Genomic DNA, 18,475 nt, shown 5'->3' with positions numbered 1-18,475 from the left:
CACTGCTATTGAGATCAAGAACGACGGGATGGCCAGGAACATCAGCCCTCTGCGCGCCCGTCGTGCCCGGTTCGGCCCGTTCAGCCGGATGACCTCGTAGCCGAACAGCGCCACCCACGTCACGACCAGCGCCCCGATGCCGACGGGCGTCCACGGCGAGGTGGGGTCGCCACGTCCCTTGTAGGGGTTGGGATCGGGGATCTCCGTGCCCTTCACGAACTTCTTCCAGGTGTAGAGCGCGGCGTCGTCGTTGGAGAAGACCTTCTTCAGGTCGGGCGAGGCGTCCAGCGCGGCCCGGAACCGCTGTCCCCAGTCCTCCGGGAAGCCCTCGTTGAGCTGCAGGTAGCTGACCTGTCCGCGGCTCACCATCAGGTACGAGTTGCGCGGCTGCTCCTTCAGCTTGGCCACCGCGTCGGAGATCTGGGTCGGGTCCTTGTGCACCCGCGCCTGGACGCCGAAGTTGACCAGCTCGACGTCCCGCTCGCCCCACGGCAGGGTCGGCGTGACTTCCGGGCCCTCCTTGGGCACCAGGTAGAGCACCTTGGCGCTCGGCTTGTCGTGGTCGTAGACGTAGTGCAGGGCGGCGACCTCGCCGGTGGTGACCCGTTCGAACTTCTCGTTGCCGTACCGGGCCAGCAGGAACGCGAAGGCGAACAGCACCGCGAAGCAGGCCGCGAGCACGACCGAGATCTTCCTGGTCAGCTCGGGGTTGAAACGCACGTTCCGCCTGCGCAGCGGCACGGTCTCCTCGCGCACGTCCGCGCTGTCGGCCGGCATGTTCGGGAAGAACGCGTAGGCGGCCAGCAGGCAGGAGCCGGGCAGCGCGAACATGTAGATGCGCAGCCCGATCTCGCCGCCGTAGCTCTGCAGCCCCAGCGCCAGCACCGGCACGCACAGCAGGATCAGCGCGGACCGGTCGAACACCCCGCGGCGCAGCCGCCGGAACAGCCCGGCCGCCGCCAGCGAGAGGATGACCCCGAGGATGCCGAGCCGCGCCTGCAGCACCAGCGCGTGCGCCGGGTCGCTGCCCTCGACGCGGTCGGAGGTGGCGCTGCCGATGTTCTGCAGGATCTTGCCCAGGCCGCCGAAGATCGCGTCGATCTGGCCCGCCCAGAACCCGACCGTCATGTAGCTGATCCACGCCAGCGTCACGAGACCGAGGAAGAACGGCAGCGCCCAGGTCAGCGAGGTCCGCTTGAAGATCAGGAACGCGGTCACCACGCCGAGCATCATGAACGGCGTGATCTGGTGCGAGGCCACCGACGCGAAGAACAACGCCAGCAGCATCAGCAGCATCAGCAGCTTGTCGGCCCGGTAGGTGCCGGTGTTCACGATCTCGCCGGGCGTCATGGCGTCGAGCCTGCCCAGCAGCTTGCGCAGCCCCTTGGGCGGGATCGGCTTGGTGCGCGGCTCCACCCGTCCGAACCAGCGCAACAGGATCGCCACGAACGCCAGATACAGGGCGAAGGTGAACCCCTGCGGCGAGAAGTAGTCCTGTCCGATCCACTGCACGAGGATGAACAGCAGCGCCGCGAACCAGCGGGCCCGCGTCGTCGCGACCACCTGGCGCAGGATCAGGACGAACGGGAGCAGGTAGAGCAGGTTCGACAGGAGCGGCGTCCACTGCAGGATCGTCGTCATGTCGGTGATGCCGGCGGCCTTGGTGACGAACGCGAACAACGCGAAGAAACCCGGCCAGCCCATGCGGGCGTCGATGCTGATCGCCGTCTCGCCCGTCCTGGAGATGAACTCCACGAAACCGGCGTGGATGTACGCCGTGGGGAAGCGCGGCTCGGTGGCCACCAGGGCGCCCGCGCCGTGCAGGGCGAACGTGATGGCGGCGATCTGGAACAGCAGCAGGAACTTGCGGTCGGTGCTCTGGGCGACCGTGACGAAGAACGACACGATCATGATCAGCAGGGCGACGAACGCGGTCGCCGGCAGCGCCGAGATCAGGCCCAGGCCGTTGATGTTCTCCGGGTCCACTCCCCACAGCGGGCCCGGGGGCACGCGCAGGGCGAGGATGTACATGAGCAGGCCCTCAAGCACGAGGACGATGGGCAGCCACTTGGGCGCGCTGGCGACCAGCGCCCCGACCCGCCCGCCGGCGGTCCGGCCCTTCTGCCCCGCGGCCACGGGCGCGCCTTCGCCGCCCAGCGGGCCGCCCACGGCCTGTCCGTCACCAGGAGCCGCCGGAGCCCGCTCGACCACCGGAGCCCCGACCCCGGACGCCGCGACGGCACCGGCATCGGCCGTCCGGGAAACAGGCGCCCGGAAGGCAACGGTCCTGCCGTCACTCTCACCATCGACGGCAGCCCCATCAGGACGGCCCGCCTGGGAACCCCTGGCGGCAGGGCCCTCGGGCCGGCTGCCCTGAGAACGGGACACACCAGACGCACCGGCGCCCATGGCGCCGGAGCCGGCAGCACGGGCGGCGTCCGCGCCGGATGCGCCTGCGTTCCCCGCGTCGGCGACCCCGGTACGGCCAGGGCCCGCCTCCCCGTTCGGCGAGGCGCCACCCGCGTCGGAGGAGGCCCCGGAACGAGCAGGCCCTGCCGCGGGCGACCCGGCCGATCCCGCAGCACCCGCTCCAGCCGAGCCGGAGCCCTTCGGGCCACTTCCCGCACCTTGGGGTGTCGCGGAGCTCTTCGAGGGGCTGTCGCCGCTGTCAGCGGTCGTGGAGGAGCCGCCCTTGGCAGCCCCGGAGGCGGGAGCCTGGGGAGACTCCGCCGCGGGCATCGGCATGGTCCCGGCGGTCGGTGAGCTCTTCGCGTCCGAAGCCGCGGGCTTCTCGGTGCCGGACGGCTCGGCCGGGGCGTGGGGTGCCCTGGCGGTGAACGCGTTGGGCCCCGCCGTCTTCGGCTGGGCCGCGCCGTCACGCTCCGCGAACGCCTGCGAAGGCCCGGAAGCGGGCTGGTCTGTCGTGGGAGGGTGGCCGATGTGCACGGTTCCGGGGACGCGGAAGGCCGTCGTCGTCTCGGCGTTCACCTCCGCCGGGGAGCCGGACGCCTCAGGCGCCTCCTCGTCCGACGCCGGCGGGGACGCCGGAGCGCCCCCTTGGCCGTCGTCGAACGTCAGCCGCGGGATCACCCCCGTGGCCTCCGGATCGAAGGGCGTCTCTGTCTCCTCCCCGGCGTCCTTGCGAACGTCGGAGGAGCCGGTCTTCCCCTTAGTCATGCCATCGCCGTCCCGTTGCCTCACGTTGACCATCATGCGGCCCCGGACGACCCCTGAGTGACAGTCGGCTGCCCAGTTTCACCAAAATTGAGTATTTTGCGTAGATTTCCGAAGATCAGAAGTGCCACCAGCAGCTCGCTGAAGAGCAGTCCGTAACCCACGGCGTTCACCCCGAAGTGCGGGAAAAGGGCCACCGTGGACACCAGCACCAGCACCGCCAGCCCGATCTGCACGATCGCCAGCGTGCGCGCGTGGCTCTGCGCCCGCAACGCGCTCAGGTACACCTCGATCAGCACCCGCGGCAGCACGGCCAGCGCCATCAGCCGCAGCAGCGTGGACCCCTCGTCGGCGAACTCGGCGCCGAAGACGGTCAGGATCAGCGGCGCCCCGATGATCGCCACCGCGATGATCGGAGTCACGATCATGAAGCCGCGCCGCAGCGCCCGCCGGCAGTTCAGGGCCAGTTTGGAACGGTCGAACGACCCCTCGACCGTCAGCGACACCGCCATGTTCATGGCCAGCAGCTCGATCATGCTGGCCAGCGTGTGGGCCATCGAGAAGCGCCCGAACGTGGCCTCGCCCACCTTGGTCGCCACCACCACGGGCACCAGGTAGACGATCGCCAGGATCGACAGGGTGCCGGGGAAGTCACCGGCCAGGAACCGGCCGATCTGCCGCAGGCCGGGCGGCTCGTGGGCGGCGCCGAGGCTCTTGACGTGCCGGGGCACGACGACGCCGAAGATCAGCCAGTTGACCGGGATCAGCGCGAGGGCGGTGGGGATCATCCACGAGACGAAGATGCCGCCGTCGGGCAGCGCGCCGGCCAGCGCGACCAGCAGGCCCATCTTGACCAGGCCGAACACCAGGTTGTTGACCGGCACCCAGGTGGCCTTGCGCAACCCGGTGAGCACGACGTCCTGGAGCGTGAAGACGGCCCACACCAGCACCGAGGCCAGGAAGAACAGCCCCGGCCCGAATCCGGCCAGCACCGAGTACGTCTTCCCCCACAGCGGCAGCGTCAGCAGGAAGCCGAGCGCCGCGACCCCGCCCGTGGCGGCGGCCAGGCCGTAGCCGCGCAGGATGAGCTCGGGCGTGCGCCGCCCGGCCACCGGCAGGAAGCGGGCCAGCGCCCCCACGAAGCCGAGCGCGGTCAGCGACGCGAACAGCCGCATCGCGGTGATCACCGCCTGGCCGCGCCCGAACTCCTCGGGGGTGTAGAAGTGCGCCGCGAGCAGCCAGTAGCCCATGCCTAGGGTGCCGGTGACGACCGTGTTGGCCATCAGGGCGTAACCCTGGCGGAAGAGCGGATTGCTGAGGTCGCGGAGGATCTTTTCCCGCAGGCTAGACATTTCCGCGCACCCGCTGCAGCCCGTACCTCGTCCGCCGGACGACCGCGTACCCCTTGGTGAGGATGCGTTCGCGCAGGTAGATGAGAGGTACGGCGTTGCCTTCGACGGCGCGCTTGAACATGCTGATGGTCGTCGGCTTGCCGACCGTCAGCCGGGGGATGGCGAGCATGTCGTGGCGGTCGGCCGCGATGGTGTTGCTCACGGCGCAGGCGGCGAAGTAGCCGGCCTTGCGCACCTCGTGGCGGACCCGGGCGCTGGAGTAGCCATAGGGGTAGGCCATGGTGGCGACCGGCGCGCCGATCTTCTCCTCCAGCAGGCCCTTGTTCCTGCGCAGCTCCTGCCGCAGGTCGTCGGTGCGGAGCTGGTCGAGCTGCGGGTGGCTGTGGCTGTGGCCGCCGATCTCGATGCCGTTCTGGGCGGCCTCGCGGGCCTGGCCCCACGACAGCATGTCGTCGAGCGGACGGCCCGCGGCGTCCTTGCCGGCGTCGGCCACCCAGCCGCTGGTCAGGAAGACCGTGGCCGGGAAGTTGTAGCGGTCGAGCAGGGGCAGCGCCTGGCTGTGGAAGTCGGCGTAGCCGTCGTCGAAGGTCAGGACGATCGGCTTCGCCGGCACCGTACGGCCGTCGATCTTGTTCAGCGCGGCCACCAGGTCGCCCAGCGTGAGCGGGGTGAACCCGCTCTCCGACAGGTAGGCGAGCTGCTCGGCCAGGTCGGACGGCCGCACGGCGTGCGGCCGCGTCTCGTCGTTGGGGCTGTCGCTGACCGAGTGGTACATCAGGATCGGAATGCGGATCATGAGCGTGCCACCTTCAGCCTTGCCGTGCCGACCACGTAACCCCAGGTCGTCCAGGCCAGGCCGACGACGATCGCGGCGGCCCTGCCGAGCCCGGACGGATCGCCGCGCAGGGCGTCGCCCACGCCGCGCAGCGCGCCGAGCGGCAGCGTCTTCATGGCGTGGGCGCGCTCGCTGGCCAGGCCGTCCTGGGTGCCGACCTCCCGCGTGACCAGGGCCTTCGACAGGCCCTCCGCGTAGCACCTGGACCTGAAGTAGGCGAAGCCCTCGCGCTGCCTGGACACCTTGTGCCCGATGACCGCGCGGGGCTCGAACAGCATGACCGAGCCCGGCTTGCGCTGACTCAGCCTGATGCAGAACTCGGTCTCCTCGCAGCCCAGCGGGCGCGACTTGCGGCCCTGCACGCTGCGGCCGATGCCGCTGTGGAAGCCGCCGACCTCGGCGACGACCTCGCGCAGGAAGGCGGCGTTGCCGCCCATGACGTTGCGGATCGGCGCGCGTACCGCGGGCATGCCGCGGTACGTGCACCCGACCGTCCAGTCGAACTCGTACGGGAACCAGCGGGGCCGGCGCTTCGACGCCCACAAGGGGTCGGTACGCCCGCCCACGCCCACCACACCGGATTCCTGGAAGCCCTCCTCCAAAGCCTCCAGCCACCCCGCGTCGGCGACCGCGTCGTCGTCGAGAAACGCGACGATCTCACCGGTGGCCGTGGCCACGCCGGTGTTCTTGCCGCCGGACAGCCCCTGCTCGTGCGTGTTCTCCACCACGATGGCCTGTGGATAGGCGCGCTTGAGCTTCAGGTGCAGGTCCGGATTGTGGTCGACCACCAGGATCAGCTCGTGTGCCGGGCGGCTCTGGTTCTCGACCGACTCGACTGCCTGCCTGATGTCCTCCCAGCGCTCTTCTGTGTAGACGCAGATGACAACAGACGTGTTCACAACGGTTCCTCTTACGCGACGCCTCGGTCAGCGGCGGGAGTGGCGGTGGGCTCAGGCTGAGGGGCGGAGGGCTGGCGGCGCCACTCCTTCAGGATCGTCTTGAGCACACGGAAGCCATCTCGTACGGCACGCAGGTTGCTCTCGCCGTGAATGCGGTTGCGCTCGTGGCTGGGCACCTCGTGCACCTTCAGCCCGGCCTTGGCCGCCCGCACGTTCATCAGGGTCTCGACCTCGAAGCCGTCGCAGTCGAGGTCGAGCACGTCGAGGTGACGCGCCCAGAACGCGTTGTAGCCGTAGCACAGGTCGGTGTAGCTGGTCTTGTACATCACGTTGACGATGCCGGTGAGGACCTTGTTTCCCAGGCGCCGGTTGAGCGTCAGGTCGTCGCTGCCGCCGCCGGCGGCGTAGCGCGAGCCCTTGACGAAGTCGGCCCCGGTCACGAGGGCGCCCACGAACGAGATGATCTCGCGGCCGTCCGTCGAGCCGTCGGCGTCGATCATGACGATGATGTCGCTGGTGCACGCGGCGAAGCCGGCGGACAGGGCGTCGCCCTTGCCCTTGCCGGTCTGCGTGACGATCTTCACGTTGGGTCGCAGGCGCTTGGCGACCTCGACGGTGTCGTCGACGGAGTTGCCGTCGACGAGCACGATCTCGTCGACCCACTGGGGGATCGTCGCGAAGACGTGCGGCAGGTTCTCGGCCTCGTTCATCGCCGGGACGACCACGCTCACCGTAGGGGAAATGGCCAGGTGAGGGGTGACGGGCGTGAAGCTCGAAGGGGGCGGCATGGAACGCAAGGGCGACTTCTGGACCTTGCCGTTGTGCTTGGTGATCTCGGGACTCATGGCGAGGGATATCCTTCCGGGACCCGGCCCTGCTCACCGCACGGAGTCATCCCCGGGTGCTGCGGGAATGGCGGAGCCGACGAGCGGTGCATTGTTGGGTCCTGTGGAGTGAGGGTGTGTGCTGGTGCCGGGGGGTGGTGCCGGGAGCGTTCAGCCGGCTCCCGTTGGTTCCTTGACTACATTGGGTGACTCCTGCTGCTGCTGCATCGAGGTGCGCACCCGACCAAAGCCCTTGAGGACGCGGTCGGCCGCCTTATAAAGAGACGGTCGATCCAAGACGATTGTTCGAGCTTTGTTGAAAGGAGTTCGGCCCATCCAGTGGACGGCCGCTGTCGCGGACGGTCGTGAGATGCGGCCCTCGGCAACGTACAGGACCCCGCTCTTGAGCCAGTCTTTGTACTCTTTGCCGCCTTTGCCCATGTCGACCATGTGCATCCCGTCGTTCGCGGCGGCCTCGGCCATCTGCAGATGGTGAACGATGCCAGGCGAGTAACGGGCGTACTCGGTGTCGTAGGCGGGGAACCACCCTACAAGCGTCGTGGCCGTACGGAGACCGAAATGCCCGGCGACAGGCACGTCCCCGGCATAAAGCATGGTGAGGATGCCGGAGAAGTCCGATGACTTCTCGGCATGCATCATGTCGATGAGTTCGACGATCCAGGGCTGGGCGAACCGGTCGACCCGGCCGGTGCGCCGGTACTGGTCGGACTTCCAGGCCAGCAGCGTGCGCAGGACCTCGGGGTCGGTGGCGTTCCACTCGAAGCGCAGCCCGCCCTGCTCGCGGCCGAACTTGCGCTCCTTGTAGCGGACGGTCTTGAGGTTCTTGGGGGAGTTGGCCTTGACCTGCTCCAGCCAGGAGTCGAAGCCGGAGGTGAAATCCATCACGGGGGCCGGGCGCACGTCGGCCTCGTACGGGGCGAACGTCGGCTGGCCGGCGACCAGGTGGTCGAAGTCGAACACGCTGAGCTTGCAGGCGCGCAGCAGCTGCTTGGCGTCGAGGTGCAGGTCGGGGACGGCGACCAGGCCGTGGCAGGTGGTGAGGAAGCCGCCCAGCGGCTTGCCGATGCCGAAGCTGTGCCGCTCGTACGGGAAGAACCCGGCGATGCGGTTGCCGTCGGAGATGACCGCCACCCTCACGTAGTCACGCAAGCGGTCCATCGCCACGGCGAACTCGACGGACAGGAACGGGTTGTCCAGACTCGGATCGGCCTTCTGGAGCTCGCGCCATCGGGCGCGTTCGGAGTCGCCGAGGTCTCTCGGCCGCACTACCTGGATGTTCACCTTGCCCTGGCCCCCTGTTCGGTCTGCATGTTCTTCCCCCGGTACAACACGCGAAGCACGTACATGAACCCGCCGAGCACGGCGACCGTCGCCACGCCGGCCCTGGGCGACCATGCGTTGAACAGCAGCATGGCTTCGGCGAGGAGCACGTTCAGGACGAGGCTGGCCGCGGCTCCTACTGATAGTGCGGCAAGGGGGTCACGATCGCGCAACAGTCCCACCACCGCCGCCCCCGGCACCACCATGAGGAACAGGGAGATCAAGAACGGGCGCAGCGGGGTGTCGAGGTCGAACAGCGCGACCACGGCCCCCGCTATGCAGGCGAGCGCCAGCAGCCATGCCAGCGCTCTGCGGTGCTTGAGCATCTCCTGTTTCTCTCCTGCTCTTTCTGGTCAAGACATGGTTGATCGATTTTCATGGGACCAATCCTGGTCCGGGCACGTCAATGCCGACGCTTGGTGAGCCGTTGAGGTTCACCGGCATGGCGAAGTTCCTCCTGTGACTTCCGCCACAGGACGTGGTGACTCCGGGTTTCCGGGCGTGTTCCCCAAGCTAACCAGAATGCCCTATGTGGCCTATGATGTTCGAGCCAGGGTCCTGTTTATCCCGTTATGTCCGCTCTTCCAGGGGAGCTGTTCGTCACCCTTGTGGTGCGGCGTCCACATTCGAGGTCTGTCCGTCGCTCGGCGCCTCGGACGGCTCGGCGGTGGGCGTGGGCGGGTCGGAGGGGGGATCGGACTCCGGGGCGCGGTCGGCGTTCCAGGCCAGCGAGCAGCTGGCGGCGCCGCCGTTCGAGGTGAACGAGACGCGGCCGCGGCCGCCGGCGCTCGGGTCCACGACGGTCACCCAGATCGACACCGAGCCGCCCGCCTTGACCGAACCGCTGGCGGGGAAGACGTCGAGGCCCTGTGACGCGGTCGCCACCCAGGAGACCGCGGCGTTGCGGGCGCGCAGCCCGATCTTGGCGGCGCCCGCGATCGAGGCGGGGCACGTCGTGCCGAGCCGGGCGACCGGCGCGGGCCTGCGGCGGCTCACCGTGGGCGCGGCCGGCCCCCCGCTGGGCCGCCGGGCGGGCCGCCGGACCGTCGGCGTGGCGGACGGGGACGCCTCCGGCGCGTCGGCGCTCGGCGTGGGCTCGGGCGTCACGTCCTCCTCCTCCGGCGCCGGCTCCGGCGTGCGCTCGGAGGAAGGGGAGAGCGTAGGCGTGGGCGTCAGGGTGAGCGCGGTCTGCGCGGCGTCGCCGCCGTTCAGCACGACCACCGCCCCGGTCGCGGCCAGCACGCACACCCCGGCCAGCACCACCGGCCCGAGACGACGCGGACGGCGGCGGCGCGAGCGCCGTTCGGCGGCCACCGGGAAGCCGGTGCGGTCGAAGTTGTCGCCGCGGTCGGTGATCAGCGTCCTGGTCTGGTCGCGCCCGGGATCGACGCAGGTGTCCACCACCCGGCGGCGCAGCGAGAGCGGCGGGAACTCGACCGGCACCAGGTCGAGCAGGCGCGACGCCGCAACCTGCCGGTGCTTGCCCTCGGTGCACACCTCGCACCCGGCGATGTGCCCCGACAGCCGCCGCCGCAGCAGCGGCGTGAGCGGCCCCTCCCATGAGTCCACCATCGCCGACAGGTCCGGGCAGTGCGCCCGGCCCGTCTTGGCCAGGACGACCGCCGCGGCGGCGTTCTCCAGCTGGTCGCGGGCCCGGCCCAGCCGGGTGGCGGCCTGACGGGAGGTCAGCCCCAGCACCGAGGCGACCTCGACCGGCGTCAGGCCGTGCCGCAGCGACAGCAGGACGATCTCGCGCTCGTTCCCGCTCAGCTCGCCCAGCGTCTCGCGGACCAGCCCGGCCAGCTCGGAGTCGGGCTCCCCGGACGGCGGCCCGGACGACGGCCCGGACGGACGCGCCTGCGGCAGGCCCCCGGCGGGCGTGCCGCGGTGGGCCATCCTGGCCCGGACCTGGAACCTGGTCAGCGCGTACACCCAGGCGCGCAGGCGGCCGGCCTCCTTCAGCCGGTCCACGCAGCCCTGCGCGGTCACCAGGGCGTCGTGCACGGCGTCGGCGGCCGAGTCCCGGTCGCCGATCAGCGAGAGGGCGTAGTCGTAGAGCCGTTCGCCGTAGGAGTCGTACAGGGCGGCGGGAGCGTCGGTGTCGGCCCGCCGCAGAGCGGCGACCAGTTCCTGATCGTCGGCGCGGCCGACCGTCGGCCATCCAGGCACGGATTCCCCTCCCCGCGGGTGGAACGGGCGCTCAAGCCCCCACGCGGGAGAGGACGCCGCCTCGATCGGCCAGGTTGACCGGCGCGGCCGCGGTCATGCCCAACCGGCATGACGTCGTGATCCGTGTGACGGGAGTGGCTCAGCCGTCGCAGTCGGGGGCGCAGAGACGGCGTTCCATGCCCTGGAGGAAGAAGTCGCGGACCTGGAGCACGTCCTTGGCGATGTAGGCCTCGCCGCCGGTCGTCTTGGCCAGCGTGTCCATCTGCTTCCTGCCCGCCTCGGCCTCCGGCCCGAAGGCGATGAGCAGGATGCTGATCGGCCGCTTCGGGTTGTAGGTCTTCTTGAGGTACTGCAGGATCTGGGCGTTCGAGACGCCGCCGGAGGGATCGTCGTTGCCCGCGCCGTCCGTCAGGATCAGCAGGGTGTTGATCTTGTCTTCCTGGTACGTCTTCGTCAGCTCGCCGTAGGCGGCCTTGATGGTGTCGTTCAGGCCGGTGTCGCCGGTGGCCTTGGCCTGGATCTGCCCGAACTGCCGGACCAGCGCCTGCTTGCGGAGCACGCCGTTGGTGGACTCGGCGAGCGGGCCGACGGAGACGAGTTCCTGCCAGTCCTTGCCCTGTCCGTCCATGTGGGTGGAGAACGTCCACAGGCCCAGCTCGGAGTCGGCCGGGAACAGCCCCAGGCCCTCCATGGCGATCTTGTTGATGGCCTGCATGCGGGTCATGTTCGTGCCGGGGACGGGCAGCGCCATCGTGCCGGAGACGTCGAGCAGGGTGAGCAGCCGGGTGCCGAGGTTCAGCCGCGACCAGGTCTGCACCATGGAGGCCACGCTCTTGGCGTCGGGCCGCGGCAGCGCCTCCGGCTTGTCCGGGACGAACCCCTTCTCCTTCGTCAGCGTCTCGCCGGCCTTGCCGTCGGGGCTGCGGAAGCCCGCGTCGCGCAGGATCTTCTTGGCCGCGTCCGTGCCGAGGTCCTGCCTGAAGTCCGCGGCCGCCTTCTGGATCGCCGGGTCCTTGGTGACGATCGTGATCGGGTAGTCGAGGCTGAGCGTGCCCTCCTTGGGATAGAGGGCGACCACCGGGGCCTCGGGCTTCTTGGCGTTGTGGGCGTAGACGGCCTGCTCGGAGGCGACGCCGACCGGCACCTTGCTGCCCGACTTCACCGTCAGGCTGGCCAGCAGCGCCGCCGGGTCGGAGGCGAGCTGGCCGGAGATCTCCTTGAGCGCGCCGACCAGCGCCTTGTTCTGCCCGGCCTCCTTGGCCGAGGTGGCGGCGGCCAGCAGCGCGGCCAGCCCGGCGGAGTTCTTCTGCGGGTCGAGCGCCAGCACCCGGACCTTCCTGCCGGGGCCGTCGGGGTTGGCCACGTTGGCCGCCGCGATCATGCCCGCCCAGCTCGGCGTCAGGCTGCCGGACAGCTTCGCCGCGGCGGACTTGGCCGCGGCCAGCACGACGGGCGACAGGGCGACCGAGCCGGCCGGCTCCGGCAGCGCCGAGCCCGCGGGGGAGTTGCGGAGGTTGCCCACCAGCAGGCTGGAGTCGGCCACCCACACGTCCGCGGCGGACTTGCCGGCGGCCAGCCCGTTCGCGGTCTTGGCCGCCGCCTCCCTGGTCACGGTGACCTCGACGCACTTGCTGTCGATCGAGTGCAGGGCCTTGGTGTAGTTGGCGGCGATCTTGTTGAGCGCGGGGTGGATGTCGGGGGTGGCCACGACGCGCAGCGGCAGCTTGCCGGCCGAGCAGTCGTGCTCCCGATTGAAGATCACGAACGCCGCGACACCGAGGAGCACGGCCAGCGCGACGGCCCCGGCCAGCGGTACGAGCACCCTGCCACGCCCGCTGACCGACCGTCTGCGGGAGGGTGGTTCCTGGGCTCGGTAGCCGCCGTCGAGCTCGTCTGTCCGGTGTCGCCCCACGATGTCCTCTTAGGTGTGTTGAGACCTTCCGGAGACCCTAGCGGGAGTTGCTCCGCAATACTCCGGGAACACTACTCGGTGGGCTCTGTGTGGCAAAACCGCTCTTTTGGTGCGCCTATTACGGAGAGTGGCGGTCAATGGCAGCAGGCGTGACCGCGCCAGGCGCGCGCTCCCTCACGCACCGCGACCGCCGCGAGGGCCACCGCCATGGCCGGATCCACCCACCACCAGCCCAGCGTGTTCAGCCACAGACCGGCCAGCACGCCGGCCGCCATGGCGGCGCAGATCAGGTTCTGGGTGCCCTCGCCGGACGTCGCCGCCGACGCCAGCCGCGCCCCCAGCCGCCGCTTGACCAGCCCCAGCGCGGGCATGCTGACCAGGCTGACGGTCGTGACCACGATGCCGAGCACGGTCGGCGTGGCCCGGTGGCCGGCGTCGAGGTCGTGCGCGACGTGCCCGACGAGGTAGGGCGCCAGCAGCCAGAAGCTCACCGCCACCGCCCGCCTGGCGGTGGTCTCGGCGTGCGGCGACAGCGTGCGGGCGCCGGTGAAGCGCCACACCACGATCAGGCTCGCCCCCGCCTCGGCGAAGGCCGACAGCCCCCACCCGATCAGCGCGACGGAATGCGCCGACAGCCCGGCGGCCAGGCCCAGCGTGCTCTCCACGGCCAGCCAGGCGAGCGTGGCCACCGACAGCGCACGCGCGGCGCGGGCGGCCCGCAGCCAGTCGGCCGTCGCGGCCGGATGCTCATGAATCCGCTGGTCAGACACCATGAACCCCCGAACTCCCGGCTATCCGGCCGTCGACAGCGTTACGTAACGTACCCATGACCTGGAGTGACTTTAAGCCCTGTGCGGCAAAGGATGTTCAAGATTCACCGGATAATGGCGGTGATCGCGTCCGGGGGAGGGATCGTGCCGTTCACGCCCAGTCACATCGCCGCCGTGCTGCCTCTGGTGGCCTCCGGACGGGCGCGGCGGTTCGCCGATCCGTGGGCGCTCGCGCTCGGGGCGATGGTCCCCGACCTGCCGATCTTCCTGCCGTTCCTGCCGGTCTACGGCGACTGGCACTCCTGGCAGGGCGTGCTCACCCTCGACCTGGCCGCGGTGCTGCTGCTCCTGCCGCTGTTCCACCTCGTGCTGCGCGATCCGCTGATCTCGTTGCTGCCGCCGTCCCTGGCCGGGCCGGCCGCGGCGCTCCTGCGGCCGGGCCGGCTCAGGATCCTGCCGGTGGTGGCCGGCAGCGTGATCGGCTCGGCCACCCACCTGTTCTGGGACTCCTTCACCCACTCCTACGCCTCCGCCCGCTGGGGCGCCTGGCCGGACACCCCCGTCTTCGGCACGACCAGGCTCTTCAGCGTGCTGCAGTACACCTCGTCGGCCGTCGGGCTGGCCGTGGTCGTGTGGTGGGCCTGGCGCGCCTTGTCCCGCACCGAGGCGGCCGGCGTGCCGGGCCGTCTGCGGCTCGCGCCCGCCGTGCGGTGGGCCGTGCTGGCCGCCTGCGCGCTCGGCACGGTCGCCGGCGCCCTCGTGTGGCCGCTGGTGGACGAGCCCAACCCCGCCTTCGGCTTCCGGAGCGTGCTCACCAAGACGGGCGCGGGCACCGTGATCGGGCTCTCGGCCGTCCTGGCCTGCTACGCGATCGGCTGGCAGGTCAGGCGGCGCATGGCAGTATCGGAAGGTGCCTGACTACGTGTTCGACGCCGACGACCCCCGAATCGCCGACTACACCCGGCTGCGGGACGTCGAGCTGCGCAAGAGCCTGGAGGCGGAGCGCGGCCTGTTCCTCGCCGAGGGGGAGAAGGTGATCAGGCGGGCCATCGCCGCCGGCTACCCCATCCGCTCGGTCCTGACCACCCGGCGCTGGTACGAGTCGCTGTCCGACGTCATCGGCGACGCCACCGTCTACGAGGTGAGCGACGAGCTGATGGCCGGCATCGCGGGCTTCCAGATCCACCGCGGCGCGCTGGCCTCCATGCGACGCCTGCCGCTGCCCACGGCCGAGAGCCTGATCAAGGGTGGCGCCCGCCGGCTGCTGGTCCTGGAGGACCTGGTCGACCACTCCAACGTCGGCGCGATCTTCCGCTGCGCCGCCGCGCTCGGCGTGGACGGCGTCCTGCTCTCGCCGCGCTGCGCCGACCCGCTCTACCGCCGGGCGGCGAAGGTCTCCATGGGCGCGGTCTTCTCGATCCCGTACGCGCGGCTCGACGACTGGTACACCGGCCTCGGCGAGCTGCGGGCGGCCGGGTTCCAGGCCCTGGCGCTGACCCCCGACCAGAGCGCGGTCCCCCTCGACCGGGTCGCGATGGGCGAACGGGTGGCGCTGCTGCTCGGCGCCGAGGGTGACGGCCTGTCCTCCCACTGGCTGCACGAGGCCGACCACGCGGTCTGCATCCCGATGAGCCCGGCCGCGATGGACGCGGGCGTCGACTCGCTCAACGTGGTGGCCGCGGCGGCGATCGCCTGCCACGGGCTGATGCGCTCGGCCGCCGCGCGCTGACCGTCCGGGCGTGCGAATGGGTCTGGTGGCGCTTCGACCAGGCGTGTAACCCTGTAATCATGCAGACCCTGTTCGAGCACGCCGGCGGTGAGGAAGTCTTACGCCGCTTCATCGAGATCTTCTACCGCAGCCTGCTGGCCGACCCGCTGCTCCAGCCGCTCTTCGGCGAGGGCAAGGCGAGCCACGTGGACAACCTGACCGCCTTCACCGTCGAGACGTTCGGCGGCCCCGACACGTTCTCGGCGGAGATGGGCGGCTTCCCGCTGCTCATCGAGGCGCACCGCGGGCTGGGCATCGAGGAGGCCCAGCGGCGGCGGTTCGTCGAGCTGTACATGGAGGCCGCCGACGCGGCCGGGCTGCCCGACGACGAGCCGTTCCGGGCCTCGCTCCGCTCGCACGTGGAGTTCGGCACGCAGGTGGCGTTGCAGAACTCCCACGCCGAGACCGACGACCAGCTCCACCCGCTGCGCGAGGTGCCGCGCTGGGACTGGGAGCGGCCGCCGGAGTAGCCGGTCAGGGGCGGTCGGTGTCCTCGATGAGCCAGTCGGGGTAGGCGTCGATGTCGTGCAGCACCGGCTGGGTCTCGACGCTGCCGGCACCGCCGTTCGCGCCGATGTGCGCCGCCAGCTCGGCGGCCTGTTCGCGTGGTGTGATGAGGGTGAGCTGCCAGGAGACCCCGGCCTCCGCGGCCGGGACTTCCGCGATGTCGATCGAGGTGGCCAGCCCCGCGAGCAGGATGGTGTGCGCGAGCGCGGCGGCCTGCTCATGGCCTTCGATCGTCGTGCGGACTTCGATGAATTCCGCCATGATCTTCCTTATTGCGGAGGGGTACATTCGCCACCCTATCTGCGCGAATCGACCGTGGGGTCGGCTTCGGGCGGCCGAAGTCGGCCTGGGTGGCGTCGGTTGCGACGAGCCGGTACCCGAGATCGGCGGCCTCAATCACGACGGGATGCGGCAAGATGTGATCCGCCGATCACCGAGAGCGACCGACGGAGGTCCCGTGAAGCCGACCTGGATCATCGCGGCCGCGGTCGCGGCCACCCCGCCCGCGTTCATGGCCCCGCCCGCGTTCACGAGCCCGCCCGCGTTCACGACTCTGCGCGTCACCCGCGCGGGAGCGGCCGTGCGCCCGGCGGCGGCCACGCATCCGCGGGCCGGCTCCGCCGATCGCAGCGCTCTGAGCTGTGCCGTCAGCTCCCCGGCCGGTCGGCCGCTGACCTTCAGCCCGCGCATCGGCCTGACCGCGAAGCCGGTGTCGGCCCGCGGCAACCTCCAGCTCACCGGCTGCCTGTCGGCCGACGGCTCGGCTCCCTACCTGCGCTCGGGCTGGGTCACCCTGAAGAGCGTCGGCCGGGCGTCGTGCGCGAGCGCCCGGCAGGTCCACGGCACCGCCCGCATCACCTGGTTCGGCCTCGACGGGCGGCCGGTCGGCACCTCGGAGGTGCGTACGCGGGCCGACCGGCTGGCCACCCAGAGCCCGGCCGACAGCTTCCTGACCGGCACGGTCGTGTCGGGGCCGCTGGACCGCGAGCGCGTCCGCGGCACGATCACGCCCGCCATGGGCCTCCTGGCCTGCGCGACCGGCGGCCTGGGCACGCTGTCCGCGGCGGGCCGGCTCACGTTCGGCTGACCTCCGGTCGGCTCCCGCGGGTCAGCCGCCGGCTCACGTTCGGCCGGCTTCCGGCGGTCAGCCGCCGGCGATCTGCTCGCCCGCGAAGTTCAGCAGTTGCTCGGCGGTGCTGAAGCGGCGCTCGTCCCCGTCGTGGAGCAGGACGCCGAACACCCGCCTGCCGCCGCGGTCGCCCGCGAACAGCAGGCAGTACTGCGCCGCGTTCGTGTAGCCGGTCTTCACGCCCACGACGTCCGCCGATCGGCCGAGCAGCTTGTTGGAGTTGCGCCAGGTGTGCGCCCCGTGCAGGGCCGACTTGGCGACCTTGTACACCTTGCTCCCCACCACCGTGCGGAAGACCGGGTCGGCCATCGCCCGCTGGGCCAGCGTGACCTGGTCCACGGCGGTCGAGTAGCCGCCGTTGGCCGGCGTGGGCAGCCCGTCGGGGTTGGTGTAGCGGGTGTCGCCGAGGCCGAGCGAGCGCGCGGCCCGGTTCATCTTGGCCACGAACGCGGTCTTGCCCGGCCCGTACTTCCTGGCCAGGGCGTTGGCGGCGTCGGCGCCCGAGGGGAGCATGAGGCCGTACAGCAGGTCCCTGGCCGTGAGGCGCTCGCCCTTCCGCAGGCCGGCCGTGGTCGCGCCGTTGCTGGTCGCGTGTTTCGTGTCGGCGGCGGTGACGGTGATCGGCTCGTTCAGGCGTCCCTCGCGCAGGACGACGTAGGCCGTCATCACCTTGACCAGGCTGGCCACCGGCACCCGCCGGGTCTCCCGCTTCGCGAAGTGGATCGTTCCGTCCGAGTCCACTACATATGCCGCCCCCGCCTTCACCGTCGGGACGTCGGCGGCCCGTGCGGCGGACGCCGGGTAAGAGATCCCCACAACCAACGCGAGTACGGCAGAGCCGATGAAACCCCCAATACGCATGCCAGACATGTTCGCAGGAGATCAAGGGTTGGTTTGCGAAACTCGGCCGTAAGTGGCCCTCAGTTGGGGGTAAATGCTTGATAGATCCGACATCTGCGGGGAGACGAGGCCGTGGCAGGCAGGTTCATCATCAGTCAGGACGAGCGGGGCACGTTCCGTTTCGCGCTCGTCGCGAACAACGGGCAGACGCTGGCCGTGGGCGAGGGCTATCCGAGCAAGGCCGCCTGCGTCAACGGCATCGAGACCGTGCGCAGGAACGCTCCCGAGGCCGCCATCGACGACCAGACCCCGGCCGCGATCTAGGACGAGGCCAGGGCCTTGCGCCGGCGGCGGACGAAGAACCAGGCCACGCCCGCCGCGACCACGAGCAGCAGGACCAGCGCGCTGACGGGCGAGCGGGCGGCCAGTTGCAGCCAGCCCCACACCAGCGCCGTGAGCCCGAACCACCAGATGGGCGCCCAGGTCAGGCAGCCGAGCGCGCTCGCCACCACGTACCAGGGATAGGACACCCGCAGCGCGCCCGCCACCCACGGCAGCGTGTGCCGCAGCATGGGCACCCAGAAGCAGCCGTAGACGGCCAGTGCGCCCCACTTCTCGACGACGCCCTCGATCCGCGCGATGCGCTCGCGGCCGAGCCGCACACCGACCTTGGACTCGTAGAGCTTCTCGCCGAGCTTGCGGCCGACCCAGTAGTAGACCTGGAACGCGCCGAACAGCGCGAGGATGAGAACGGCCCCCACCAGCCAGTACGGCAGCCCGAACCAGAACGGCCGGGCGGGATCGGGGAGGGCGGCAGCCGCATGCCACATGAGCCCGCTCACCCCCACTCCAACGCCTTAGGTCAGCCTTACCTTAGTCAAGGAAGAGGCGTTCCGCCACATCAGCTTGCAAGGCCGGGTCACCGGCTGCAAGTAGCCGACAACCACCCCTCAAC

The 18,475-nt window shown here is 70.6% G+C and carries 18 protein-coding genes; 5 read left to right on the top strand and 13 right to left on the bottom strand.

Annotated features, from left to right (window positions below):
- From ACWCSD_RS14465 to ACWCSD_RS14420, 10 genes are all read right to left on the bottom strand, one after another.
- Positions 1–2,169: hypothetical protein (locus ACWCSD_RS14465; RefSeq protein WP_449915162.1), on the bottom strand; the 2,169-nt coding region annotated here is incomplete at its 3' end.
- 1,040 nt (positions 2,170–3,209) lie between these two features.
- The gene (locus ACWCSD_RS14460) at positions 3,210–4,526 is read right to left on the bottom strand and encodes a lipopolysaccharide biosynthesis protein (protein ID WP_397165984.1); all 1,317 of its coding nucleotides are present in this window, start codon (positions 4,524–4,526) and stop codon (positions 3,210–3,212) included.
- Positions 4,519–5,322, bottom strand: coding sequence for a polysaccharide deacetylase family protein (locus ACWCSD_RS14455; protein ID WP_352351953.1), 804 nt, complete (start codon positions 5,320–5,322; stop codon positions 4,519–4,521). The genes ACWCSD_RS14460 and ACWCSD_RS14455 overlap by 8 nt, the downstream gene beginning before the upstream one ends.
- The gene (locus ACWCSD_RS14450; RefSeq protein ID WP_358288006.1) at positions 5,319–6,260 is read right to left on the bottom strand and encodes a glycosyltransferase family 2 protein; all 942 of its coding nucleotides are present in this window, start codon (positions 6,258–6,260) and stop codon (positions 5,319–5,321) included. The genes ACWCSD_RS14455 and ACWCSD_RS14450 overlap by 4 nt, the downstream gene beginning before the upstream one ends.
- Positions 6,261–6,271: 11 nt before the next feature.
- The gene (locus ACWCSD_RS14445) at positions 6,272–7,105 is read right to left on the bottom strand and encodes a glycosyltransferase family 2 protein (RefSeq protein ID WP_357978338.1); all 834 of its coding nucleotides are present in this window, start codon (positions 7,103–7,105) and stop codon (positions 6,272–6,274) included.
- A 150-nt stretch (positions 7,106–7,255) separates the two neighbouring features.
- A complete protein-coding gene (locus tag ACWCSD_RS14440) occupies positions 7,256–8,386 on the bottom strand; it encodes a GNAT family N-acetyltransferase (protein ID WP_449915156.1) in 1,131 nt (376 codons plus the stop codon).
- Positions 8,383–8,751, bottom strand: a complete 369-nt coding sequence (locus ACWCSD_RS14435; RefSeq protein WP_352327059.1) for a hypothetical protein — start codon at positions 8,749–8,751, stop codon at positions 8,383–8,385. Before ACWCSD_RS14435 ends, ACWCSD_RS14440 begins: the two co-directional genes overlap by 4 nt.
- Before the next feature lie 274 nt (positions 8,752–9,025).
- A complete protein-coding gene (locus ACWCSD_RS14430; protein WP_397165982.1) occupies positions 9,026–10,594 on the bottom strand; it encodes a sigma-70 family RNA polymerase sigma factor in 1,569 nt (522 codons plus the stop codon).
- Between the two features lie 139 nt (positions 10,595–10,733).
- Entirely contained in the window at positions 10,734–12,506 is a 1,773-nt protein-coding gene (locus ACWCSD_RS14425; RefSeq protein ID WP_449915151.1) for a substrate-binding domain-containing protein, read from the bottom strand.
- Between the two features lie 134 nt (positions 12,507–12,640).
- Positions 12,641–13,279, bottom strand: coding sequence for a cation diffusion facilitator family transporter (locus tag ACWCSD_RS14420; RefSeq protein WP_358287994.1), 639 nt, complete (start codon positions 13,277–13,279; stop codon positions 12,641–12,643).
- A gap of 141 nt (positions 13,280–13,420) precedes the next feature.
- Here ACWCSD_RS14420 and ACWCSD_RS14415 point away from each other — a divergent pair, with 141 nt between their 5' ends.
- Genes ACWCSD_RS14415 through ACWCSD_RS14405 form a run of 3 tightly spaced genes read left to right on the top strand, consistent with a single transcriptional unit; the run spans position 13,421 to position 15,514 of the window.
- Positions 13,421–14,194 carry a DUF4184 family protein gene (locus ACWCSD_RS14415; protein WP_397165977.1) on the top strand — a complete coding sequence of 258 codons (774 nt, stop codon included), beginning with the start codon at positions 13,421–13,423 and terminating at the stop codon, positions 14,192–14,194.
- Complete coding sequence (locus ACWCSD_RS14410) at positions 14,187–15,005, top strand: TrmH family RNA methyltransferase (RefSeq protein WP_449915147.1); 819 nt, start codon at positions 14,187–14,189, stop codon at positions 15,003–15,005. The genes ACWCSD_RS14415 and ACWCSD_RS14410 overlap by 8 nt, the downstream gene beginning before the upstream one ends.
- Positions 15,006–15,064: 59 nt before the next feature.
- Positions 15,065–15,514: a group II truncated hemoglobin gene (locus ACWCSD_RS14405; protein ID WP_449915144.1), complete on the top strand. Its 450-nt coding sequence runs from the start codon at positions 15,065–15,067 to the stop codon at positions 15,512–15,514.
- A gap of 4 nt (positions 15,515–15,518) precedes the next feature.
- Here the strand turns inward: ACWCSD_RS14405 and ACWCSD_RS14400 are convergent, their stop codons facing one another.
- Complete coding sequence (locus ACWCSD_RS14400) at positions 15,519–15,812, bottom strand: hypothetical protein (protein WP_397165973.1); 294 nt, start codon at positions 15,810–15,812, stop codon at positions 15,519–15,521.
- Between the two features lie 196 nt (positions 15,813–16,008).
- Between ACWCSD_RS14400 and ACWCSD_RS14395 the strand changes: the two genes are divergently transcribed.
- Positions 16,009–16,638, top strand: a complete 630-nt coding sequence (locus ACWCSD_RS14395) for a hypothetical protein (RefSeq protein ID WP_449915141.1) — start codon at positions 16,009–16,011, stop codon at positions 16,636–16,638.
- A gap of 57 nt (positions 16,639–16,695) precedes the next feature.
- On the opposite strand, the gene ACWCSD_RS14390 is transcribed toward ACWCSD_RS14395, so the two are convergent.
- The gene (locus ACWCSD_RS14390) at positions 16,696–17,541 is read right to left on the bottom strand and encodes a D-alanyl-D-alanine carboxypeptidase family protein (RefSeq protein WP_449915138.1); all 846 of its coding nucleotides are present in this window, start codon (positions 17,539–17,541) and stop codon (positions 16,696–16,698) included.
- Between the two features lie 111 nt (positions 17,542–17,652).
- Here ACWCSD_RS14390 and ACWCSD_RS14385 point away from each other — a divergent pair, with 111 nt between their 5' ends.
- Positions 17,653–17,844: a YegP family protein gene (locus tag ACWCSD_RS14385; protein ID WP_357978304.1), complete on the top strand. Its 192-nt coding sequence runs from the start codon at positions 17,653–17,655 to the stop codon at positions 17,842–17,844.
- On the opposite strand, the gene ACWCSD_RS14380 is transcribed toward ACWCSD_RS14385, so the two are convergent.
- The gene (locus ACWCSD_RS14380; RefSeq protein ID WP_449915135.1) at positions 17,841–18,350 is read right to left on the bottom strand and encodes a DedA family protein; all 510 of its coding nucleotides are present in this window, start codon (positions 18,348–18,350) and stop codon (positions 17,841–17,843) included. The genes ACWCSD_RS14385 and ACWCSD_RS14380 overlap by 4 nt on opposite strands.
- Positions 18,351–18,475 lie beyond the last annotated feature (125 nt).

Source organism: Nonomuraea sp. NPDC001684 (assembly GCF_053596515.1).
Note: the sequence above shows the minus strand (reverse complement) of the source record. Positions and strands in the feature narration are given on the sequence as shown.